The following is a 24723-nucleotide window of genomic DNA, read 5'->3' as shown; positions in this document are numbered from 1 at the left end:
GTCCGCGCAGAGAACGGCAGAAAAAATGCAAGGAGGAATATGTCGTGAAATTAGCTTTTTCAACATTGGGCTGTCCCGACTTTGACTGGTCAGACATCTATTCCATGGCAAAAGACTTCGGCTTCCAGGGAATTGAAATGCGCGGCCTCGGCGACGACATCTTTGCCGTCAACGCCAAACCCTTCCGCGAAGATCAGCTACCCAAGACGGTGGCCCAGCTGAAAAAAATGCGGCTGGAAATCTGCTGTTTGTCTTCCGGATGCAGCCTACGTTACGCCGACAAGGCGGAGGAAACCTATGAGGAGCTAATTTCCTACATTGATCTGGCCTCCAAACTGGGCACCCCTTATATCCGCATCCTGGCCGACCGCCACGCCGATATTCACGGCGAGGTGGACGACAATTTCATCCTCTCCTCCCTGCGGCGGCTGATCCCTTACGCGGAAGAGAAAAACGTGACGCTCTTGGTGGAGACCAACGGCGTCTATACCGACACCGCCCGCCTGCGCGATCTTTTGGATCAAATCGACAGCGACAATATCGGCGCGCTGTGGGACATGCACCACCCCTACCGCTTCGGCGGCGAGACCCCGGAACAGACGGTGCAGAACCTGGGCGCCTACATCAAATATACCCACATCAAGGACTCGGTCCTCGTCGACGGCAAGGTCTGCTACCGAATGATGGGCGAGGGCGACCTGCCCATCGACGACATCATGCTGGCCCTGCGCTCGATTAACTACGAGGGCTATATCTCCTTGGAGTGGCTCAAGCGCTACGCGCCGGATCTCAGCGACGCGGGCATCGTCTTCCCCCACTTCGCCAACTTCATGAGCCAGTATATGGCTTCCCCGGTGGAGTCCCGGCGCCTCTATGACAATAACCGTGGCACCGGTCAATATGTCTGGCCCAAGGAGCACCTGATCGACCTGACCTTCCCCCAGGTCCTGGACCGGATGGTGGAGGAATTCCCCGATCAGTACGCTTTTCGCTACACCACCATGGATTACACCCGCACCTACGCTGAGTTTCGGGACGACGTGGACCAGTTCGCCCGGGCCCTCATCGCCATGGGCGTCAAGTCCGGCGACCATGTGGCCATCTGGGCCACCAACGTGCCCCAGTGGTACATCACCTTCTGGGCCACCACCAAGATCGGCGCGGTCCTCGTCACCGTCAACACCGCCTACAAAATCCACGAGGCGGAATACCTGCTGCGCCAGTCGGACACCCACACCCTGGTCATGATCGACGGCTACAAGGATTCCGACTACGTGGGCATCATCAAGGAGCTGTGCCCGGAGCTGGAAACCGCCCAGAAGGGCCGTCCGTTACATATCCGCCGCCTGCCCTTTTTGCACAATATCGTCACCGTCGATTCCAAGCAGCCGGGCTGCTACACCTGGGACGAGGCGCTGGAGCTTGCCGACCATGTGCCGGTGGAGGCGGTCTACCGCCGGGCCGCGGCCATCAATAAGCACGACGTGTGCAACATGCAGTACACCTCCGGCACCACCGGCTTCCCCAAGGGCGTCATGCTCACCCACTATAACGTGGTCAACAACGGCAAGGCCATCGGCGACTGCATGGACCTGTCCACCGCCGACCGGATGATGATCCAGGTGCCCATGTTCCACTGCTTCGGCATGGTGCTGGCCATGACCGCTTCCATGACCCACGGCGTTACCATGTCCCCCATCCCCGCCTTCTCCCCCAGCAAGGGGCTTCAGTGCATTAACCAAGAGAAGATCACCTGTTTCCACGGCGTTCCCACCATGTTTATCGCCATGCTGGGCCACAAGGACTTCCCCTCCACCGATTTCAGCCATATGCGCACCGGCATCATGGCCGGCAGCCCCTGTCCCATCAAGGTGATGGAGGACGTCATCGAAAAGATGCACATGGATGAAATCTGCATCACCTACGGCCAGACCGAGGCCTCCCCGGGCTGCACCATGAGCAAGACCACCGACTCCATCGAGGCCCGCGTCAACACGGTGGGCGGGGCCATGTACGGCGTGGAATGCAAGATCGTGGACCCGGAGACCGGGGAAGACCTGCCCGACAACGTGGACGGCGAGTTTGTGGCGCGCGGCTACAACATCATGAAGGGCTACTACAAGATGCCCCAGGCCACCGCGGCGGCCATCGACGAAAACGGTTGGCTCCACACCGGCGACTTAGCCCGCCGGGATGAAAACGGCTACTACAAGATCACCGGCCGCATCAAGGACATGATCATCCGGGGCGGCGAGAACATCTACCCCAAGGAGATCGAAGACTTTATCTATACCCATCCCAAGGTCAACGACGTCCAGGTCATCGGCGTGCCCGATAAGCAGTACGGCGAAGCCATCATGGCCTGCGTCATCCTCAAAAAGGGCGAAACCTTAACCGAAGAGGAGCTCAAGGAATATGTGGCCTCCCACATGGCCAAGCACAAAACCCCCGCCTATGTGGACTTTGTCGACGCCTTCCCCATGAACGCCGCCGGCAAAATCCTCAAATACAAGATGCGGGAGCAGGCCGTTGAAAAGCTGGGTTTGCAAGCCGCCAACGCCATCGAAACGGCATAAGATTTTGTCACAATTATTCTATATTTTCACCAAATCATTCCATTTTTATTGCAAAAAAGCACCTGCAGTCTACCACTCTGCAGGTACTTTTATTGTTTGAATTTTCTTCAAAAAATCGCTGGTTACCTGTCTTTTTTCGACAAGAATTTCACAATTCTTTGGATATAATAATTTCCGGTTTCAGATCTTCCAAATCCAACTTGATAAAGTCCTCCAAAACTTCGTCAAAGTGGATGGGCGACAGATCCAGCCGGTTACAAAGGTCCACAAGTTTTGCTAGTTTGGGTTTGGCCAAATTCAGATTACAAAAACGATATTGCTCATCCCCTTGCTCCACGACGACATCAAGCGCCGTGTAACTTCCTATTCCTGGACTAACCACTGATTCTTCTACAATCTCATACCTTCGCATAGCACTACTTCCTTTGTGAAAAATTCATTTGTTGTTTACTATATATTACTATATTTGTTAATAACTGTCAATCATTGGTAAAAAGTCCAAAAGGAAAAAACGGTTCATTTTCAGTAATTTTTCAGTCAAAATTGACATTTTGTATTTTTTTCACTATAATGAAAGCGAACAGAAGGGAGTTGAAAGCGTGTATACTTTTTCTTGCTAGAATTTTTTGGCGCATTATTGGCAATCTTGATTGCCTATATTTTTGCGCCCATCTGCAAGAAAGCGTATGCTGCTTTTCCTTTCTCCGCTTGATGATCCGAAGGGCTCCTACCAAGCCCGCCGGATACGTTATGGAGCCGATAAGTCGCAAGAAGCACTGCTTTCTTGCGGCTTATTCTGTTTTTAGGAGGCGATACCCATGTCGCTCATTCAAGTATCCCATCTCACTTTCGGTTATGACGGCAGCTTGGACAATATCTTCGAGGATGTCAGCTTTCAGATCGACACCCGTTGGAAGTTGGGCCTCACCGGGCGCAACGGGCGGGGAAAGACCACCTTCCTGCGGCTGCTGATGGGGGAATATCCCTATACCGGGACCATCTCCCACAGCGTCGACTTTGACTATTTCCCCTTTGGGGTACAGCAACCGGACCGCACCACCCAGGAAATTGCCGGGGAGCTGGCCCCGGACATGGCGCCCTGGCAACTGAGCCGGGAACTTTCCCTGTTGGAACTGGACGACGAGGTCCTCTACCGGCCCTTCTCTACCCTGAGCCAGGGAGAGCGGACCAAAATATTGCTGGCGGCACTCTTTTTGCGGGAAAACCATTTCCTGCTCATCGACGAGCCCACCAACCATCTGGACCAGCACGCCCGCCAGGTGGTGGGACGGTATCTGCGGGGAAAGGAGAGCTTCATCTTGGTCTCCCACGACCGGGACTTTCTCGACAGCTGCATCGATCACATTCTTTCCATCAACCGGTGCAATATTGAGGTGCAGCGGGGGAACTTTTCCACCTGGCAGGAAAATAAACGCCGTCAGGATCAGTTTGAGACACTGGAAAACCAGCGCTTACAAAAGGACATCCGCCGCCTTTCCGCCGCCGCAAGGCGAACCTGTGGCTGGTCGGATCAGGTGGAGGCGTCCAAATACGGCGCCGGCGTGGCGGACCGGGGCTATGTGGGCCACAAATCAGCCAAGATGATGAAGCGCTCCAAGGTCATCGCCCGGCGACAGGAGGCGGCCATCGAGGAGCGCAGCGGGCTCATGCGCAACGTGGACACCGCCGAAAGCCTCAAGCTGCAAAATTTGCCCTTTCCAAAGCCGGTGCTAGTCGAGGCCTCCGATCTGTCCCTCTTCTACGACGGCCGGGCGGTGGTGGAACAGCTGAATTTCACCGTGGAGCGGGGCGACCGGATTGCCCTTCACGGCAAAAATGGGGCGGGGAAGTCTTCCGTCTTAAAACTTCTGCTGGGGGAAATGATCGATCACACAGGGCGCATCCAACTGGCAAACGGCCTGATCATTTCCTATATCCCCCAGGACACCGCCTTTCTTCGGGGCAGTCTGCGGGATTTCTGCCAGGAGCGGGAGATTGACGAAAGCCTCTGCAAGGCGATCCTGCGCAAGCTGGACTTTTCCAGAGAGCAGTTCCTGGGAAATATGGAAAACTTTAGTGCCGGACAAAAGAAAAAGGTCCTCCTCGCCGGCAGCCTCTGCCAAAAGGCCCACCTCTACCTTTGGGACGAGCCGCTCAATTTCGTGGACGTCCTCTCCCGCATCCAGATCGAGGAGCTCATTTTAGATAGCGAGCCCACCATGGTCTTTGTCGAACACGACAGCGCCTTTGAGACCCGGGTGGCCACCAAGGTGGTGGAGCTCTAAAGCACTGACGAGCCGCAAGGCCAAATGCACCGCCGATACAACTTGAAAGCGCCATCGGCGAGAACAAAGCCCGCTGGTTCCAGCGGCGCGGAGATTGGATCAACAAATTTCCCTAGGCGCGATGGTATCTCCCTGTCGAAGCCGGATATGGCCGCCTCCCGGCAGCGGAAAGCAGCGCCGCTTCACGCTCACCGGCAGCCACATCCAATACCGCCAGATCCTCCCAGACCGCCGCCCAACGCACCCACTGGTTCGTCAAAAAAGCCCTTAGCCAATAAAGGCCAAGGGCTTTTTCTTTATATTGGCGCGCGGAGCGCACACGGTATTTCCCGCTGATTCTCGCAGGCTTTCTTTGCGGCTCTCGCTGGCTTTCCCCGTGGACTCTCGCGGTATTTCTTCCGCTGATTCTCACGGTATTTCTCCGCCGATGCTTTCCTCGCAGGCTTACTGGCCCGCGCTGTCGATGGCGTCGAGGACCGCGGCGTTGTCCCGGGAGGCAATATAGATGAGGGCGCTGCCCCGGATGGTCTCCATCCGGTTTTCTAAGAGGGCCGTTTGTTCCGGGTTATAGAGGGCGTTTTGCTCCCCCAAGTCGCTCATAGCGCTGGCAATGGCGTTTTTCACCGCGTTTTCCTCCCCCTCCTTGGGGACCACCACCAGATAGACCCCCTGGTCGGACACGCCGATGACATATTCGGAAAAGAGGGACGCGTCGATGCCGTAGAGGTCCTGGAGCTCCTTCTCCCCCGGCTCCTGGAGGCCGGGGAATAGCGCCTCCCCCTCATAGGTGAGGGCCGCCACATTGGTGCGGACCTCGCCGAGGTCCGGCTGTCCCGAAGTGTCCTCCCCGCCGCCGCACCCGGCAAGCAGCAGACAGCACAGCAGGGCTGTGAGCCCCAGCAACCATTTTTTCATCCTTCATTTCCTCCTGCATCGTCCAATTTGGGGTGGGTGCGAATATAGGTGATAATCACGGGATAAGTTTCTTTTCGGGGATGGATGCCGTCCTTCTCATAGAAGTATCCCGGCTTTCCCTGGCCATTTGCATCCTTCAGGGCGGCGGCCACATCCAAGAGGTAAATTCCCTTATTCCGGCACATCTGCGCTAAGTAAAAGTTGATCTTATTGCATTTATCATTGCTCAACCCTCCCGCCTTGCGGTCATAACGGCCGTCCACTGGGTAGAGGGAGGACACGATGAGCTGGGTGTCTGGGCTCGCTTCCTGCAGCGCGTCGATGAGTTCCCCATATTCCTGGGCGATCTGCTCTTCCCCCCGCAGTCCCGCGCAGTTGGCCCCCAGGGTGATGATGATCCGTTTCGGGCGCCACCGCTTCATAGCTTCCAGCAAATCCACCTTTTGGTGATGGCCGTCCATCCAGGTGTTGACAGGCGTGGTCAGAATGCTCTTTTGATCCACCGCCTCCACCCCCCAGATGTTCGAGAAGGGGACGGCTTTGTGGACTCCCGCGTTGATGGTGATGCTGTCGCCCAAAAGGATCGTTTCTTTCATATATGGTTCCCCCGCGTCATTGCCTTCGGGCAGGACGACGTCGGAATAATAGGGGACAAGGGAAAAATGGGACAGATCCATGGTCAGCGGGGATACCGGCGTCACCTTGACCCGCCGCTCGGCGGTAGCCGTGTTGCCGGCGGCATCGGTGACCTCATACTCCAAGGTGTAATCCCCGGGAGCGGACGTATCCACCTCGCCCGTGCAGCGCACCTTGTCCGTCAAATCGCCGTCGCAGTTGTCGGTGGCCGTGGCGCCCGGATCCTGAAAGGCGCCGCCCACCTCGATGGCCATGCTCTCCTCCCCCCTTAAGGAAAGCGCTGGCACCGTAATATCTTTGACATGCACCGTCCGGGTGAGGGTGTGGATCCACAGCCGGTAGGTCAAACGGTAGGTGCCGGGCACCTGGTCGTCCACCGCGCCCTCCTTATGGATGCTCTCGTCAAAGGACATCCCCAACAGGCGGGCGGAGGCCCCCTTTTCCCGGTAGGGCTCCCCCACGGCGATGGTCATTTCTTGATTGCCGTTGAGATGGAAGTGGTAGGAAAAAAAGACGCCGGTCCCACAGATCAAAAGCAGCCCGCAGATGAGCGCCAATAAGGAACCTTTGCTTTTGAGATGAATCTCTGTCATCTTACTCCCCTCCAAAATTGGAGCTGGCCGATTGGGGTCATCCGCTCGCTTGTACCATCCATCTAAAATCACTTCCATATTATAATATATTTGTCGTCATATTGCCATGGATATTTTTGAACAATTCACGAATACTTTCATCTTTACCCCTTCCCCCCAATAAACTGGGAGCCTGTGGGAGAAAAAGTCTACCGCACGGAAGGTCACGGCAAAGTATTATGTGTTGGTTCCATGAATTTTTAGGAAGAAATCTTTATTTTTATCGAAATTTATGCTATAAATAAACACATATCATTCTAATTTTAGAGAAAAGAAGAAAGGGAAAGAACTGTGAAAAAAAGAGCGATTTGTGCCGCGCTGCTCTGCCTGGCTATCGTGGCCGGCGGCTGCGCGAAAAAAGATGAATATGTCAAATTGGGCGATTATAAGGGCCTGGAGGTCAAGGTGGCGTCCTACGAGGTGACCGACGCGGAGTTGGACACACAGATCCAGCGCCTGCTCCAGGATAAGGCCACCACCGAAGAGGTCACCGACCGCCCGGTCCAGGACGGCGATATCGTCAACATCGATTACGAAGGCCTACTTGACGGCGAAGCGTTTGAGGGCGGCAGTGCCGAGGGCCAAGATCTGACCATCGGGTCCAACTCCTTCATCGAGGGCTTTGAAACGGGCCTCATCGGCGCCAACATCGGAGAGACCAAGGCCCTCAACCTCACCTTCCCTGACCCGTACAAAAACAATCCCGATATGGCGGGCAAGGCCGTCGTTTTCAACGTCAAAGTAAACGGCATCAAAAAGTCCGTCACCCCGGAATTTAACGACGCCTTTGTCCAAACTTTAGGCGATCAGTACAAGACGGTAGACGACTATAAAAACGCTCTGCGCACCTCCCTGGAAGAGCAGAAAAAGCAGTCTGTGGAATCAGACAAAATCACCAGCTTGCGCCAGACCCTTTTTGAAAAGTGCGAGATCCTCAAGTACCCCGACGGCGCTTTAGACGATTATATCAAAGAGATGACCGACTACTACACCAACTATGCCGCTTCGGTGGAGCTATCTCTGGCCGATTTCTTGCAGCAGAACATGGGGATGACCGAGGCCGAGTTCCAGGAGGAAGCCAAAAAAACAGCCGAGCAGAATGTGGGGCTGGAGCTGATCATCAACGCCATTGCTGAAAAAGAAAAGATCACCATCGGCGACGACGAATACAAAGAGCTGTGCGCCAAATATAGCGAACAGTTCGGCTTTGAAAGCGAAGAGAAGTTTATCGAGTATTACGGCGGCGAAGAGGAAGTGCGCAAAAACATGCTTTCCGACAAGGTCATGGAGTTTGTCTCCGACAACGCCGTGGAAGTCGCCGCTTAAATCCTGTTTCCCATCCCCCGAAGCCTTGGGTTTCGGGGGATTTTTGCGTGGGGGCCTCGGGCCCTTCCCGCAAAGAAAAGCCCGTCCTCTTTTAACATATGCGCCTGTCCACCGCAAAAGACGGGAAATTTACGCGCAGGAAAAGAATTACCGCACAGCGCTGGCTTTCTGCCATCGGTGCAAGGGATAATTGTCGCAAGTATTTTGCGGCAAGGCTACTTTTGCGCTTGAGAGACGGAGGGCCTGGGGAAGAACCGGCTGCCGGCGATGCGTCCGGCGCCACTTCGCCGAAGGCGCGAAACGGTGCTCGCCAAGCAGCGATCCGCCGGGAAAACGGGGGGCGGCTCCAGCTGCTATGGCTCTGCCTGGGTAGGTTGTGCCCGATGAGCGGGGGCGGCTCTGGCTGCTATGGCTCTATCTGTTATCGTCCGGCGCGCCCCTCCCTCTTCATACCGCCTCACCCAGAAGAACCCCACCCCATCCGCTCACTGCGGACGGGGTGGGGTTCTTTCCATCTTCTTATTCCTGGCGCAGCAGTTCTTCCAAAAGCTTCCGTAGCAGCACAGGGTTGCCCTTTCCCTTGGTCTGACGCATGCACTGGCCGATGAGGGTTTGGATGGCTTGGGTCTTGCCACGCCTGTAATCGGCCGCCGACTTCTCGTTATCCCCTATCACCTGCCGGGCGATGGGACGCAGGAGACTCTCGTCGCTCAGCTGCCACAGGCCCTCCCGCTCCGCCAGCGCCGCCGGGTCCTGGTCCTCCCGCCACAGCGCGCCGATGAGCTTCTTGCCGGTGCCGGAATTGATCTTCCCCTCCTCCAGCATGTCGGCAATCTGGCCGAGATGGGCGGGGGCGACGGGAATGCAAGTCTCACCCGGGGCAAGCAGGCGGAACACTTCCGACGTTATGAGGTTCGCCAGGATCCCCGGCGCACGGGTGAAGGCGGCCGCCGCCTCGAAGTAGTCGGCGATCTCCCGCTCGCTTACCAGCGCCTCCCCGTCGGCGTCCGTGAGGCCGTATCGCTCCCGATACAGGGCCTTGCGCTCGTCGGGCAGCACGGGAATTTCACGCTCCAACCGGGTAAGCAGGGTGTCGCTCAGGACAATGGGCGCGAGGTCCGGATCGGGAAAATAGCGGTAGTCGTCGGCGTCCTCCTTTTTGCGCATGGAGAAGGTCTTGCCGCTCTTTTCGTCGAATCTTCGCGTCTCCTGGACGATGGCTTCCCCGGACTCGACGGCCTCCACCTGGCGTTTAAACTCATATGTGATGGCCTTGGCGATAAACTGGAAGGAGTTGAGGTTCTTCATCTCGGTGCGGGTGCCCATCGTCTGCTCCCCCCGCTTTCGCACCGAGAGGTTGACGTCGCACCGCAGGGAGCCCTCCTGCATCTTGCAGTCGGAAATACCGGCATAGCGCAAAATGGAGCGCAGCTTCCGCACAAAAGCCACCGCCTCCTCCGCCGAGCGGATGTCGGGCTCGGTCACGATCTCGATGAGGGGGACGCCGCAACGGTTATAGTCGCACAGGGTTCCCCCGTCCTCGGTGTGGATGAGCTTGCCCGCGTCCTCCTCGATGTGGATGCGGGTGATGCCGATGCGCTTTTCCCCCGCTTTCACCTGCACATCCAGCCAGCCGTGCTCGCATAGGGGCAGGTCGTACTGGGAAATCTGATAGGCCTTGGGCAGATCGGGGTAAAAGTAGTTTTTCCGATCCTGCTTGGAAAACCGTGCGATGGCGCAGTGGGTGGCAAGGCCCGCCTTCACCGCGTATTCCACCACCCGCTCATTGAGGACCGGTAGGGCGCCGGGCATGCCCATGCACACCGGACAGCACTGGGTGTTGGGCGCAGCACCGAAGGCCGTGGAACAGCCGCAGAATATCTTGGTCTTGGTACTGAGCTCCACATGGACTTCCAGGCCGACGACCATTTCGTAGCTGCCGCTCATCACGCATCCCCCTTTGCCGAAGTTTCAAAGGCGTAGCCCGCCTGATAGAGCATTCCTTCCGAAAACGCCGGTCCGATGAGCTGCATCCCGATGGGAAGGCCGTCCTCATTCGCGCCACAGGGCAGGGAGAGGGCCGGGAGCCCGGCGATGTTGACCGGCACGGTGTAGACGTCCCCCAAATACATGGAGAGGGGGTCCCGGGTCTTCTCTCCCATGCGGTAGGCGGTGGTGGGCGCCACCGGGCCGAGGATGAAATCATAGCCTCGGAACACCCGTTTAAAGTCCTCCACAATGAGGGTGCGCACCTGTTGGGCCTTCTTATAGTAGGCGTCGTAGTACCCGGCGCTGAGCACAAAGGAACCCAGCATGATCCGCCGCTTGACCTCCCTGCCAAAGCCCTCGCTGCGGGAGCGGAGATAGAGTTCCTCCACCCCCCGGCAGCCCTTGGCTCGGAAGCCGTATTTGACCCCATCGAACCGGGCCAGGTTGGAGGAAGCCTCGGCGCTCGAAAGGATGTAATAGGCGGGCAGGGCGTGGGGGAGGCTCTCCATGGAGACTTCCTCCACCTGGGCTCCCAGCCCCGCAAAGCGCCGGGCCGCTCCCTCGATGGCTAAGGCCACCTGGGGGTCGATGCCCTCCCCGAAGTACTCCCGGGGCAGGGCGATCTTTTTGCCCTGCACCCCCGCCTCGATGCCGGATAGGAAGTCTCCGCCGGCCCGGTCCACGCTGGTGGAGTCCCGGCGGTCATACCCCGCGATAGCCGAGAGGACGAGAGCGTTGTCCCGCACGTCCCGGGTCAGGGGCCCAATCTGGTCAAAGGAGGAGGCAAAGGCCACCAGGCCGTACCGGGACACGGCGCCGTAGGTGGGCTTCATCCCCACCACGCCGCAAAAGGCGGCGGGCTGGCGGATGGAGCCGCCGGTATCCGAACCCAGGGCATAGGCCGCTTCCCCCGCCGCCACCGCGGCGGCGCTGCCGCCCGAGCTGCCCCCCGGCACCCGGGAAAGGTCCCGGGGGTTGTGGGTGGGCTGGAAAAAGCTGTTCTCGGTGGAGGAACCCATGGCAAACTCGTCCAGGTTCGTCTTTCCTAGCAAAACATAGTCATGCTCTGCCAGACGCTCCACCACATGGGCGTCATAGGGCGGGACGAAGTTTTCGAGCATCCTGGAGGCGCAGGTGGTTCGCACGCCCCTGACGCAGATGTTGTCTTTGATTCCCATCGGCACCCCGGCGAGCGGCGGCAACTTTTCGCCCTGGGTCCGCTTTTTGTCCACCTGGGCGGCGGTCGACAGGGCCCCTTCCTCCGTCACCGTCAGATAAGCGCCGATATCCTTTTCCTTGGCGCTAATTTCATCGAGATAGGCGCTCGCCGCCTCCACTGCGGAGAGCTCCTTACCTTGCAGGGCACGGGAGAGCTCCCACACCGGCATTTCCGTGATGTTCATTTGGCTCCCCCTCACTCCATCACCTTGGGCACCAGGATGCAGCCATCCCGTACCGCCGGCGCGTTTTCTAATAGGGTCTCCCGCTCGATGCCGGGGCGTACCTCGTCTTCCCGCCACACGTTTTGCAGGGGCAGCACGTGGGCGGTGGGCTCCACCCCCTCGGTGTCGATGGCGGAGAGTTCGTCCGCAAAGGCAATGATGGCAGAAAGCTCCCGCTTCATCTCCTCCTTCTCCCGGGGAGTGAGCCGGAGTTTGGAGAGATTCGCCACATGGTCCACGTCGATGTCCCGCGTCTTCCGCTCGGCCTCCGCCCGGTCCGTGGCGTACGCGGCCCGTTCCGCCCGGTCCTCCGCAAAAGTCTCGCCATCCCTTTCCATCATCGCAATTCCCCCTGTTCTTTTCCCCCGACGGGGTGGATCTAACGCTTTCTATTCTAACATGAATGCGGGGGAGGCGCAAACGCGGCCGGGACGCCGGAGTTCGAGGCCCCGCATCCGGTCGAGGCCCTCGTGCCCGATCGAAGCCTCCGTGCCCGGTCGAGACCTCCGCACCCGGTCGAGGCCTCCGTGCCCGGTCGAGACCTCCGCACCCGGTCGACGCCCCCGCACCCGATCGAGGCCTCCGCGCCCGGTCGAGGCCCCCGTCGAGGAACTTGGGCCCCGTTTTTGCACCGCTTACCCCCACTGTCCGAAAAAAGGGGGCCGCTGATTCCTTCAGCGGCCCCCTTTTCGTCACGGGTTCATGATATTGATGAGGCTTTCCCCTGTCAAGAGGCGTTTGACATTCTGTACGGCGATTTCCACCGCAAAGCTGCTGGTGCCGTTGGACTGTCCGGCGATGTGGGGGGTGAGCACCACGTTGTCGAGGTCCAGGAAGGGGCTGTCCGCCGGTAAGGGCTCGGTGCCAAAGACATCGAGCGCCGCGCCGCCGATCTTCCCGTCCTTGAGGGCTGCAATCAGGGCTTCTTCGTCCACAAGCCCCGGCCGGGCGGTGTTGATGAAGACGGCGGTGAGTTTCATCAGCGCAAACTGCTCTGCGCCGAAGAAGCCGTCGGTCTTCTCCGAGTGGCGCAGATGGACAGTGACAAAGTCAGACTCCCGCAAGAGGTCGTCAAGCTCCCTGGGTTCCGCCCCCCGTTTGGCCACCTCCTCGGGGCCGAAGAAGGGGTCATAGGCCAAAATCCGGCATCCGAAGCCGCGGAGACGCTCGGCCACCATCCCGCCGATGGAACCGATGCCCACAATGCCCACCGTCTGGTCCCGCAGGTTGAGACAGTAGTCCTTGTTGGGGTAGTCCTTGACCCAACGGCCCTCCTTGATGTTGTGGTGGCCGAAGGCGATGTTGCGCCCGGCGCTGAGAATCATGCCCACGGTGTAGTCGGCCACCGCCGGGGAGCTTCTGCCGTTGGAATTGGTGACTACGATGCCCCGCTCCTTGCATAAAGCCAGGTCCACGTTGTTGCAGCCGCCCCGCAGCACAAAGACGTTTTTGAGTTTCGGCGCGTTGTCGAGTAGCTTCCGGTTGACCGGGCACATGTGAACCACCAGGATGTCGGCGTCCTTCACCGCCTCCATGGCCTGGGGGGATGCCTCACAGGCGTCGGCCCCCTCCTCCTCCGTTTTTTTCATGATGGTAAAGAGGGTGTCGGTGGTCTGCATGGTGGGGTCGTCCACCTGCGCCACCTGGGCTCCGTATTGGGCCATGGAAAGGAAAGGCGCCGTCGCCTGGAAATTGACAAAGCAGTCGCAGATGATGACAATCTTTTTCTGATCCATTGTTTCGTCTCCTTTGTATATATCTTATCAATTGGCGCTGAGCTCCTCGCTCAGGCGGTAAAACTCCCGCCAAAGGGGCTTCATCTCCCGCTCCAAACGGGCATAAAGGGCGAATTTTTTCTGGTACTGGGCATGCCGCCCGGGGTCGGGGACAAACTCCCGGCGGACGGCCACCGGCAGGTCCATGGCCGCGTCAAAGCTCCCGCAGACGCCAAGGGCGGTCAGAAGGCCCAGCGCCACGCCCCGGGCCGTCACCTCCCCGCCCTCCGGCACCCGGACCGGAAGGCCGGTGACGTCGGCAAAAATCTGGCCATAGGGGTCGCTTCTCGCGCCGCCGCCCACGAGCCACAATCTTTTCACCCGGTCGAAGCGCTCCATGCGCAGCATATTGGAATAATTGGAAAACACAATGCCCTCATAGACGGCCTTGATCATATCCGCCCGGCCGTGCCAGCTGCGCAGGCCGTAAAAGCCGCCGCAGGCCTTGGCGTCGGAGAGGCTCCCCAGCAAAAAGGGGTGGAAAATGAGGCTGCTCACCCGCTCTAAATCCAGCCTCTCGTCGATGTACTGAAACACCGATATCCCCAGCTTCTCCGCCTCCTCCCGCTCCATCCGGCAAAGTTCTGCCACCATGTGGTCGAGACAGCTCCCGGTGTTGCAGTCCCCCTCGGCCCGCCAGAGTTCCCCCGGCACCGGGGAGGCGTAGTTGAGGGACTCCGGGCCCCTCCCGCCCCGGCGTCCGTGCATGACGGAGAAGCCGAAGGTCCCCAGAGCCGTCACCATCTCGTCTTCCCCCAGCCGTCCCACGCCCAGCGGGAAGGAGGCCATGTCGTGGATGCCGGTAATGACCGGCGTCCCCGCTTTGAGACCCGTCACCCGGGCGGCCTCCCCGGTCACCTGCCCCGCGATGGCGTGGGAGGCCCGCAGGGGCGGCAGCTTGGGGAGCAGGTCCCCCATATCGAACACGTCCAAAAAGTCCTTGGAATAGGTAAAGGTGTCCAGGTCGAGCCAGGGGCCGCCGCAGGCGTCGGTGGGGTCGGTGGAGATATCGCCGGTGAGCCGGTAGCGAATCCAGTCCTTGGAAAAGAGGACGGCCGCCATCTTTTCATAGTTTTCCGGCTCCCGCTCCTTAAGCCAGCGGGTCAGGGTGATGGCGCTCCCCGTGGAGAAGCGGAAATGGGAGAGGGCACAGCCCCGCTCAAATTGGCCGCTTTCCTGCCACCGGTCCATGATGGCGGCGCCCCGGCCGTCCGAGGAGAGGATGCCGGGGCGCACCGGGTTGCCCGAAGCGTCGATAGGGAAAATGCTGGAGCCCTGCCCCGTGACGCCCACCCCCAGGATGTTGTCCGGGCGTATCCGCTCGTCGAAAATGCCGGAAATGGCCCGGCAGGACGCTCCCCAAATCTCCTCCATGTCCTGCTCGATCCAGCCCATGGCCGGGGTGGACCACTGGCGGCAGCGCTCGCTGGACACCTTTTGCTGCCTGCCGCCCAGGTCAAAGGCCACCGCCTTGATGTTGGTGCTGCCCTTGTCCAGACACAGCACATAGCCTTCCGTTTGTTTCAATTGCAACCCTCCTCGCCCGACTATGTAGTAAATGTATCATACTTTTATATCCTTATTGTAGCACAGGAAAATCCCAGCCACAAGACCCTTTTTGCCAAAGGCGCTCCACTTGTCCATACCACTTTGACAGCTGTCTGTACGCTTGGCCCATGGGTATTGCCACATCTCCCATGAAATGGCAATAGACCCATATTCACTTGTCAATTCCTACGAAATATAATTTATATGTTTAATATTATAGCATATGATATATAAATCCACTATAATTATTTTATGTGCTGGACCTGTCTTTTGCCGGACGGACAGCCAGGAGAAGAGCGGCCGAGGAGCTTGGCCGTAACGAGAAGAAGAAGGAGTGGAAAAGATGTCATCAACCTACCATCACCGGCTGAGAAGGCGCTTATGCAGCTGTTTTCTCGCCCTATCCCTCATCCTATCCCTGCTCACGGGCGTCACCGCAGCGGCGGCGGACGTCCTCCCCTTGAGCGGCTGGACCAGCCCCCACCAGAGCTTTACCGCCGGCGACGACGGCAAAGTGACCCTGCAAAGCACGGGAGACAATAACTTCGTCGTCTCCGACAAAACTGTCACCGCCTTTACCATGGAAGCGGACATGACCGTCGGCGCCCAATGTGACGCGGCGGGCTTCCTCTTCGCCGTCAAGAACAAGGATAACCCCGGCTCCTCCTGGGGCGCTTTACACCTGCACGCCGCCACGGCCCGGGTCTTCCACGTCCCGAACCTGGACAAGCTCGACAAGGCGGCGCCCATCGACGCCTCCCTGCGGCAAAATAAGCTCCATGTAAAACTCACCATGGACGCGTCCGGGAATTTAAAAGTCTATCTGGGCGAGTCGGACGAGCCCGCGCTCACGGCCAGCTACCCTGATTATGAGGGCGGCTATCTGGGGCTTTGTTCCTGGAAGGGCGACGTCGTGTTCGAGAACGTCACCGTGGAAGAAGCTTCCCATGTGGGCTTTGTCTCCAATGTGTCGGGCTGGAACGCCTCCTCCGGGGACTGGTCGATGACCGACGCCGGTTACCGGGCCAACAATTCCACCCTGGGCAATAACTACGCCTATTCCTCCGAAGTCATCCCCACCGGCAAAAACTTTGTCCTGGAAGGGAACCTCCATATCGAGGTACCCGAAGGCGGCGGCGGGGCAGGCATCGCCATTGTGCCCAACCCAGCCGACCCCAACGAGACCTGGTACTGCGCCAACATCGACAAGATGTGGGGCAACACCAGCCGCCTGTTTAAAAACCACTGGCCGGGCGGGGACTTTTGGAGCATCGGCCGGGGGCTCACGGCGGAGGAAACCGCCGCCAAGGACTACCGCCTGCGTATCGAGTACACCGACGGCGTCTTCCACTACCTCTTAAACGGCGCTTTGGTGGACAGCTACGCTGGGGACGCCTTCTCCGGCGGCACGGTGGCGCTCATGACCTTTAATTCCGACACCACCTTCCAAAATATCACCATTTCCTACTCCGACCCCTCCGTTCCCAGCAATGCCCTCACCGGGTGGAGCGGCGGCAGCTTCGAGGGCGGCGAGGGGGCCGACCCGGTGAGCATGAAAAACACCGGCGGCAACAACTTCGTCATGTCCTCCACTTCTGCCAAATATTTCACCATGGAGGCCGACATGACCCTGGATCCTGGCTGCGAGGCCGCCGGCTTCCTCTTCGGCGTCCCCAACCGGGGCAATCCCGGCGCCGACTGGTGCGCGCTGCAAATCAACAACTACCACGCCAACGGCAAGGCTCGGGTCTTTAACGTCCCGGGCCTGGATAAGCTCAACAAGGACGCCGTCTTAGAGCCCGGCACCCGGGACAAGCCGATCCATCTCAAACTCACCGTCAGCCCGGGGAACATCATCCGCGTGTATGTGGGCGACGCGGCCGATCCGGTGGTGGAAACCACCTACGACGATTACGCGGGCGGTTATCTGGGGCTTTGCTCCTATAACGGCGCCGCCACTTTCCAAAACATCACCTACGTGGAAAGTGAAGAGCCGGTCTTCAACACCAACCTGACCGGCTTTGTGGAGAACGACAAATGGGCCCTGACCAACAAGGGGTACCGGGGGAACAACGCCGAGGCCGGCAATGTCTTCTCCTTCTCCGATGTGGTCACCCCGGCAGGCAAGTCCTTCATCCTGGAAGGCAATATGCACATCGAAAACGAGAAGGGCGGCGGCGGTATCATCATCGCCCCGAACCCCCAGAACCCCTATGAGACATGGACCTGCGCCAATGTGGACAAATTCGGCGGGAACTCCACCAGGCTCTTTAAAAATAACGGCAAGGATGTCTGGAGCATCAATGGGAGCCTCACTTCCGCCCAGATCGCCGCCAAGGACTACCATCTGCGCATCGAGTGCATCGACGGCACCTTCAGCTACTATCTGGACGGGGTCCTCATCGGCACCCAAAGCGACCCCGATTTTAACGGCGGGACCATCGGCGTCATGACCTATCACGGCGACGTCACCTTCGACGAGCTCTACTACTATCTGGCCGAGGACGTCCCCCAGCTCATCTCTTTGGAAGTTGCGGGCGCCACGCTCAATGAAGACTTTGCGCCCACGGCCACCGCCTACACCGCCGACGTGGAAAATTCCGTCGATTCCGTGCGGGTCAAGGCCTCGGTCAAGGATCGTTTTGCCCTGCAAATCAACGGTGCTGCGGCGCAAAGCGGCGTCGAGTCCGCCGAAATTCCGCTGCGGGTGGGCAAGAACGTCGTCAAGGTCACCGTCAGCGACCCGCAGACCAAGCTGAGCCTCAACGTAGAACTCAGCGTCCTCCGGGCGGTGGACGAGGAGACCATCTATACCGGGGATTACCGTCCCCAGTTCCACTTCACCCCCCAGACCATGTGGATGAACGACCCCAACGGCATGGTCTATAACGCGGCCACCGGGGAATACCACCTCTATTACCAGTATAACCCCGAGTCCCTCAACTGGGGGACGCCGCACTGGGGCCACGCCGTGTCCAAGGACCTCCTTCACTGGACCGACTACGGCATCGTCCTCTCGGGCAACATTTGCTCGGGCGGCGGCGTGGTGGACACCAAGAATTCTTCCGGCCTTTTCGACGCCTCCGTCCCGCCGGAATCCCGGTTTGTCTACTTCTATAACGGCCTGCGGGTGGCCTATTCCACCGACGGCGGCTACACCCTCCAAAAGGTGGACACCCCCGCCGTGACGCCGGGCTGTTTTGACCCCAAGGTGCTGTGGTACGCCGACGATACAATGGAAAACGGCGGCATATGGCTGGCCATCACCGGCGGACAGGGGAGCACCTGCAAGCTCTATACCTCCACCGACCTGCTCCACTGGACCTTTAACAGCGAGACGCTGGACAAGGACGGCCAAACCATGGAAACTGAATGTCCCGACCTCTATCCCCTCCCGCTGGATGGGGACGAGGGCAACGTTAAATGGGTCATCAATGCCGGCGGCGTGTTCTACGTGGTGGGCGACCTGACCAAGGACGGGTTCGGCAAGCTCCACTACCGGGCCCTGACGGATGAACTCATTTATAACGGCGACTCCCGGGGGGCCAGCGCCACCGTGACGGGACAAAACTACGCCACCACCACCTATTATAACGACGCTTTGGGACGCCGCCTCTCCATGAGCTGGCTGGTCGACGGTAGCGCCGCCGCCCTGGGCGCGGAAAAGTGCTGGAACGGGGCCCAGACCCTGCCGCTGCGCACCGAGCTTAAAACAGTAAACGGCCAGATGTCGCTGATCAGCTACCCTGTGGCAGAGGTCAATACCCTGCGCTCGGACGTCCTCTATGAGACTGAGGACACCGCCGTGACCCCGGACAGCCCCAATCTGCTCGACGGCGTCAAGGGCATCTATTACGATATCGAAGCGGTGCTGACCCCAGCAGGCGCCGATGAATTCGGCTTTGTCCTGCGCAAGGGCGGCGATCAGCAGACCGTGGTCAAATACAGTGTCAGCGAACAAAAGCTCATCGTCGACAAGAGCAAGGGCGGCAAGGCCACCAGCGGCATCTGTCCCATGGCGATGACGCCCATGGCCGACGGCAAGGTAAAAATGCGTATCCTGGTGGACACCTCGGTCATCGAGGCCTTCGGCAACGACGGCGAGGCCGCCGTCAGCACCCTGTTTTTCCCCGACGCCTCCAGCGACGGCATGGAGTTTTACGTAAAGGGCGGCGATGTGACCGTCGATTCTCTACACATCTATGCCATGACTTCCGCTTGGAAGGAGCCGTCGCCTCAGCCGGTTCCCACCACCCTCACCGACCTGACCCTGTCCTCGGCCCTCCTCACCCCCAACTTCTCCGCCGATGTGACTGAGTACACGGCAACCGTGGCTAACTCTGTGGACTCCATCAAGGTGATGTCCACCTACACCGGCGATACAGCCGTCACCGTGAACGGCGTCGAGGTCGCTTCCGGTGAATACTCCACCGGTATCTCCCTGAGCATTGGCGAGAACACCATCACCGTCATCGCGGGCGAGAAGACCTACACCATTAAGGTCACCCGCGAGAAGCCAGCTCCGGTACCCACGGTTCTCACCGACCTGACCCTGTCCTCGGCCCTCCTCACCCCCAACTTCTCCGCCGGTGTGGCCGAGTACACCGCTACTGTGGCGAACTCCGTGGACTCCATCAAGGTTCTCCCCACCTACACCGGCGATACAGCCGTCACCGTGAACGGCACAGAAGTGGCTTCCGGCGCTTACTCCACCGATATCTCCCTGAGCGTCGGCGAGAACACCATCACCGTCGTCGCGGGCGAGAAGACCTACACCATCAAAGTTACCAGAGAGGACAAGGAACCTCCTGTCACCGAGACTCCCTTCCTGGATGGTCTGGAGCTTTCTCAGGGCGTCCTACAGCCCAACTTTAACAAGGACGTCAACGCCTACACCGCCTCTGTCGGTAACGCCATCGACTCCATCCAGGTCAAACCCTTCTACTCCGGCGAGATGGCAGTCACTGTGAACGGCAAGGCTGTGGAAAGCGGCGTCTTCTCCGAGGCCATCGCTCTCGACGTAGGAGAGAACACCATCCAAGTGAAGCTCGTCATGGGAGAGAAAGAGAACATCTATACGATTGTCGTCACCCGTGCAAAACCCGCGGACACGACGAAGCCTACCACCACGAAGCCCTCTATCCCGGGCGGACACAGCTCCGACTGGAAGTGGCCGGAGGGGACGGCAAAGCCTGGCACTGGGAAAGAGAACCCGCAGTCGGGCGACGCGTCGGCGCTGCCGATAGCGCTGCTGCTCATGGCGGGCGCTGCTGGAACAGCGGTCTTCCTCTCCAGAAAGCGGAAGAAATAAACGGACTGCATGGGAGCGGAACTGGCCTTCCCCCTTTTGATTGCGATTTCCGCTCCCATTTTCATCATCAAAAATTTATCAGGAGGTAAAAACATGAGAAGAAACGTTACTCCCCAGCGCCTCAGACGACGCATATTGGCCCTTATTGTCTGTTTGGCGATGGTATTCTCCTGCCTGCCGTCCGCCGCCATCAATGTTCCCGACGGGAATGGGCAAAATCCCGGCTCGCCGCTCCCCTACGCCGTCACGGACAACATGCTCGCCGGAGCATTTACCGGCGATTACACGGTGGACCAAGATGCCGGCAGTTTGACCCTCAACAAAACCGAGGGCAACAACCACGCCGTCTCGGAAGTTACCGCCGACGCGTTCATCTTGGAAGCGGATATCACCTTTGAGGACGGCTTGGACGCGGGCTTCCTCTTTGGCGCCACCGACCGGAACAATCTGGGCGTGGATTGGTACGCCATCAAGATCGGGCCCAGCCAGGTCCGCCTGTTTTCGGACAATGGGTCCTACAATCTCAATCAGTACGGCAGTGTCCCCTCCGGCACCTTTGATAACGGCAACTATAAGGTGCACTTCAAGCTGGCCGTCACCGAGGACAATGTCATCAGCGCTTATGTAAACGGCCAGGCCGTCCTCTCCTACCAGTATGACGCCTACCACGGCGGTTATCTGGGATTCACCGGCTACTTCTGCCAGGCAAAATTTGAAAACATCATCCTGCGGGAAAACACGGAACTCCCTCCCCAGGAAAATGAAGAACCACTGACCGGTTGGACCGGCTCCCCTACGGTGGACCCCTACACCGGAGCCGTCACTGTTACAAACAATCAAGGCAATAACCATGTGCTCAGTGAAACCAAGGCAAATGCCTTCACTATGGAGGCGGACATTTCCTTCTTGGAAGGCGGCGACGCGGGATTTTTGTTCTCCACCGTCAACCGAACCAACCTGGGCACCGATTGGATCGGCATCAAGGCCACCTACTCCCAACTGCGTCTCTTTGACGAGGGGAACCAGGCGGCGCTGGACGTGCGCAAACCCATCCCAGACGGCGCCATTGTGGACGGCAAATTCCACCTGAAACTGAATGTGGACGCGGATGGGAACATCAAGGTCTATCTCGGCGGCAGCGCCGATCCCCTCATTTCAGTCCAGTACGACGAGTATGTGGCCGGTTATGTGGGGCTCACCACCTACAACTGCACCGCCAAATTTGAAAATCTTCGCTTTTATAACAATGACCCGGTGGGCTTTACCACCAACTTAAACGGTATTCACAGTGTTAGCGGCAATTGGAGCCTCACCACCCGGGGCTATCGGGGTAACAATACCGGCCTCGGGGACGCCTACGCCATGTTCACCGATACGGTGGACGGCAGCGAAACCTTCGTCTTTGAAGGGGATATGCATTTAGAAAATTCCAATGGCATCGGTGGCCTGGTCTTCGGTGTCAAGAATCCCGACAGTCCCACCGACGAATGGTATTGCATCAACGTGGGCAAACGCTGGGGCACCCAGGCGAAAATGCTCAAAAATATGGGAGGCACCGAAATCTGGAACAAACAGCGGGGCCTCACCCAGGCGGAAATTGAAAAGAAGGACTACCACCTGCGCCTGGAAGTGCTGGAGGGCGGCACCCTCAACTACTATTTGGACGGCTCCCTCATCGGCACCTATGTGGAGTCCGACTTTGCGGGCGGTACTTTTGGCGTGATGACCAACGGCGGGGACGTCACCTTTAATAACGTCAACTACTATAAAGCTAAGAATCCCCGCATCACCGACATGTCCCTCAGCGGGGCCGCCCTCTCCGAGCCCTATGCGGAGGGCAAGGGCGAATACCTGGCCGTGGCGGACAAAGACGCGGACGCGGTCGGCATCACCCTCACCGCAGACGCCGCCTTTGCCCTGTCGGTGAATAAGCAAAGCGCCGAAAGCGGCAAAGCGGTTTCCGTCCCCTTAAACGACATCGGCTACACCAGCATCGCCATCAAGGTCGAGGACCCGGTGGGCCACATTTCCCGCACCTTACCCTCCGGGTGCGCAAGGACCCGGATGTATCCACCATCTATGACGGGGGATATCGCCCCCAGTTCCACTTCACCCCCCAATACGCTTTTATGAACGACCCTAACGGCATGCTTTATAACGCCGCCACCGGGGAGTATCATTTCTTCTACCAGGCCTATCCTTACAGCCTGAACCCCACCGATGATAAGCACTGGGGCCATGCGGTATCCAAAGACCTGGTCCACTGGACCGAGCTGCCCCTGGCCCTCTCCCCCGATGATTATGGCAACATGTGGTCAGGCAGCGGCTTCATCGATTACAAGAACACCGGCGGCTTCTATGACGAGTCCGTACCTGAGGCGGCAAGGATGGTCCTTGCCTATGCCATCGTCCGTAGCGGTGGCGCGACGGGACTTGCCTACACCGAGGACGGCGGCGTCACCTGGACAAAATATCAGGGCGGCAAGCCGGTCCTCTCCGACGGCTGGTGCGCCGACCCGAAGGTCTTCTGGTATGATGACGCCAGCATGGAAAACGGCGGCACCTGGGTGCTCCTGACTTCCGGCGAAACCAAACTCTACACCTCCCCCGACCTCAAAAACTGGACTTACAACAGCTCCTTGAAGCTCAAAAACGGCACCGCCGTCAGCTGGGAGTGCCCGGACATGTATGAAGTCGCGGTGGACGGAAATCCCGCCAACAAAAAGTGGGTCTATAACGCCGCGGGCTCCTTCTATCTCATCGGTGACATCGTCAAAGGCCCCGATGGTATGCTCTCCTTCGTGGCAGAAAGCGAGCCGCTTCTCTATAACGGCGACTCCCATCAGTATAATGCCGACATCAGCGGGCTACAAAACCAAGGCGATCACGCTGTCTACGCCACCCAGACCTTCTATGCTGCGCCCGACGACAGAATCCTGTCGGTGAGCTGGCTCAGAGAGACGGCGGGCGCGCTGGATGGTTCCAAGATGTGGAACGGCACCATGACCGTTCCCCTGGAAACCACCCTGCGCACCACCGAAGACGGCATCCGCATGTATAGCTACCCGGCCAAGGAGCTCAATAGCCTGCGGGGCGATCTGATCTACTCCGACACCGATGTGCCGGTATCCCCGGACGGTGCCAACATTCTGGACGGCAAACAGGGCGTCATGATGGACATCGAGGGCACTTTTACACTCGGCTCCGGGGTCACCGAGTTCGGCTTTAAGCTGCGCCAGGGAGGGACGCAGGAAACGGTGGTCAAATATGACGCCGCCAATGGACAACTCACTCTGGACAAAAGTAAATCTGGGTTAGCTTACACTGGTATTAGCTCCATGGAGCTAAGGCCCGAGAACGGCAAGGTGAAGCTGCGCATCTTGGTGGACTCCACCGCCATCGAGGCTTTCGGAAACGACGGCATTGCAGCAGTCAGCTCCGTCTACTTCCCCGATCCCACCAGCGCCGGCATGGAGTTTTACGTGAAGGGCGGCGATGTGACCGTCGATTCCCTGAATATCTACGCCATGGATTCCTCCTGGAAGGAGCCGTCGCCCCAGCCGGTTCCGACGGTTCTCACCGACCTGACCCTGTCCTCGGCCCTCCTCACCCCCAACTTCTCCGTCGATGTGACAGAGTACACCGCCACTGTGGCAAACTCCGTGAACTCCATTAAGGTCCTGCCCACCTACACCGGCGACGCGGCCGTCACCGTGAACGGTGTCGAGGTCGCTTCCGGCGCTTACTCCGCCGATATTGCCTTGAGCGTCGGCGAGAACACCATCACCGTTGTCGCGGGCGAGAAGACTTACACTATCAAGGTTACCAGAGAGGAGCCTGCTCCGGTTCCCACGGTTCTCACCGACCTGACCCTGTCCTCGGCCCTCCTCACCCCCAACTTCTCCGCCGATGTGACTGAGTACACGGCAACCGTGGCGAACTCTGTGGGCTCCATCAAAGTTCTGCCCACCTACACCGGCGATACAGCCGTCACCGTGAACGGCACGGAAGTGGCTTCCGGCGCTTACTCCGCCGATATCTCCCTGAGCGTCGGCGAGAACACCATCACCGTTGTCGCGGGCGAGAAGACCTACACCATCAAGGTTACCAGAGAGGACAAAAAACCTCCTGTTACCGAGAAACCCTTCCTGGACGGCCTGGAACTCTCTCAGGGCGTCCTACAGCCCAGCTTCGACAAGGATGTCAACGCCTACAGCGCCTCTGTCACAAATAGTGTGGACTCCATCCAGGTCAAACCCTTCTACTCCGGCGAGATGGCAGTCACTGT

General features: G+C 58.8%; 14 protein-coding genes. 6 read left to right on the top strand and 8 right to left on the bottom strand.

Annotated elements, in window-relative coordinates:
* Positions 1–44 precede the first annotated feature (44 nt).
* Positions 45–2576, top strand: a complete 2532-nt coding sequence (locus tag H8709_RS10250; protein ID WP_262398289.1) for an AMP-binding protein — start codon at positions 45–47, stop codon at positions 2574–2576.
* A gap of 148 nt (positions 2577–2724) precedes the next feature.
* Here the strand turns inward: H8709_RS10250 and H8709_RS10245 are convergent, their stop codons facing one another.
* Entirely contained in the window at positions 2725–2988 is a 264-nt protein-coding gene (locus H8709_RS10245) for a hypothetical protein (RefSeq protein WP_262398288.1), read from the bottom strand.
* 406 nt (positions 2989–3394) lie between these two features.
* On the opposite strand from H8709_RS10245, the gene abc-f reads away from it, so the two are divergent.
* Positions 3395–4861, top strand: a complete 1467-nt coding sequence (gene abc-f / locus H8709_RS10240) for a ribosomal protection-like ABC-F family protein (protein ID WP_262398287.1) — start codon at positions 3395–3397, stop codon at positions 4859–4861.
* Positions 4862–5305: 444 nt separating this feature from the next.
* Here abc-f and H8709_RS10235 read toward each other — a convergent pair whose 3' ends face one another.
* Both H8709_RS10235 and H8709_RS10230 read right to left on the bottom strand, forming a co-directional pair.
* Positions 5306–5776: a DUF4358 domain-containing protein gene (locus H8709_RS10235; protein WP_262398286.1), complete on the bottom strand. Its 471-nt coding sequence runs from the start codon at positions 5774–5776 to the stop codon at positions 5306–5308.
* Positions 5773–7005, bottom strand: coding sequence for an immunoglobulin-like domain-containing protein (locus H8709_RS10230; RefSeq protein ID WP_262398285.1), 1233 nt, complete (start codon positions 7003–7005; stop codon positions 5773–5775). The genes H8709_RS10235 and H8709_RS10230 overlap by 4 nt, the downstream gene beginning before the upstream one ends.
* Positions 7006–7335: 330 nt before the next feature.
* Between H8709_RS10230 and tig the strand changes: the two genes are divergently transcribed.
* Positions 7336–8370 carry a trigger factor gene (tig, locus tag H8709_RS10225; RefSeq protein WP_262398284.1) on the top strand — a complete coding sequence of 345 codons (1035 nt, stop codon included), beginning with the start codon at positions 7336–7338 and terminating at the stop codon, positions 8368–8370.
* A gap of 519 nt (positions 8371–8889) precedes the next feature.
* Here the strand turns inward: tig and gatB are convergent.
* The 5 genes from gatB to H8709_RS10200 form a co-directional block, all read right to left on the bottom strand.
* On the bottom strand, positions 8890–10317 hold the full coding sequence (gatB, locus tag H8709_RS10220) for an Asp-tRNA(Asn)/Glu-tRNA(Gln) amidotransferase subunit GatB (RefSeq protein WP_262398283.1): 1428 nt from the start codon (positions 10315–10317) through the stop codon (positions 8890–8892).
* On the bottom strand, positions 10317–11762 hold the full coding sequence (gatA, locus tag H8709_RS10215; protein ID WP_262398282.1) for an Asp-tRNA(Asn)/Glu-tRNA(Gln) amidotransferase subunit GatA: 1446 nt from the start codon (positions 11760–11762) through the stop codon (positions 10317–10319). Before gatA ends, gatB begins: the two co-directional genes overlap by 1 nt.
* 11 nt (positions 11763–11773) lie before the next feature.
* The gene (gene gatC, locus H8709_RS10210; protein WP_262398281.1) at positions 11774–12142 is read right to left on the bottom strand and encodes an Asp-tRNA(Asn)/Glu-tRNA(Gln) amidotransferase subunit GatC; all 369 of its coding nucleotides are present in this window, start codon (positions 12140–12142) and stop codon (positions 11774–11776) included.
* Between the two features lie 351 nt (positions 12143–12493).
* Positions 12494–13537 (bottom strand): 2-hydroxyacid dehydrogenase, encoded by a 1044-nt coding sequence (locus H8709_RS10205; protein WP_262398280.1) that lies wholly within the window; start codon positions 13535–13537, stop codon positions 12494–12496.
* 27 nt (positions 13538–13564) lie between these two features.
* On the bottom strand, positions 13565–15103 hold the full coding sequence (locus H8709_RS10200; RefSeq protein WP_262398279.1) for an FGGY-family carbohydrate kinase: 1539 nt from the start codon (positions 15101–15103) through the stop codon (positions 13565–13567).
* A 364-nt stretch (positions 15104–15467) separates the two neighbouring features.
* Between H8709_RS10200 and H8709_RS10195 the strand changes: the two genes are divergently transcribed.
* From H8709_RS10195 to H8709_RS10185, 3 genes are all read left to right on the top strand, one after another.
* On the top strand, positions 15468–20435 hold the full coding sequence (locus tag H8709_RS10195; protein WP_262398278.1) for a cadherin-like beta sandwich domain-containing protein: 4968 nt from the start codon (positions 15468–15470) through the stop codon (positions 20433–20435).
* A gap of 93 nt (positions 20436–20528) precedes the next feature.
* Positions 20529–22568 (top strand): cadherin-like beta sandwich domain-containing protein, encoded by a 2040-nt coding sequence (locus H8709_RS10190; protein ID WP_262398277.1) that lies wholly within the window; start codon positions 20529–20531, stop codon positions 22566–22568.
* Positions 22484–24723 (top strand): cadherin-like beta sandwich domain-containing protein (locus tag H8709_RS10185; protein WP_262398276.1); only part of this gene is annotated, 2240 nt, incomplete at its 3' end. The genes H8709_RS10190 and H8709_RS10185, both read left to right, overlap by 85 nt.

Source organism: Zongyangia hominis, from assembly GCF_014385095.1.
Taxonomy (GTDB): domain Bacteria; phylum Bacillota; class Clostridia; order Oscillospirales; family Ruminococcaceae; genus Zongyangia; species Zongyangia hominis.
The sequence above is the reverse complement of the archived record's forward strand: the minus strand, read 5'-3'. Positions and strand labels throughout refer to the sequence as shown.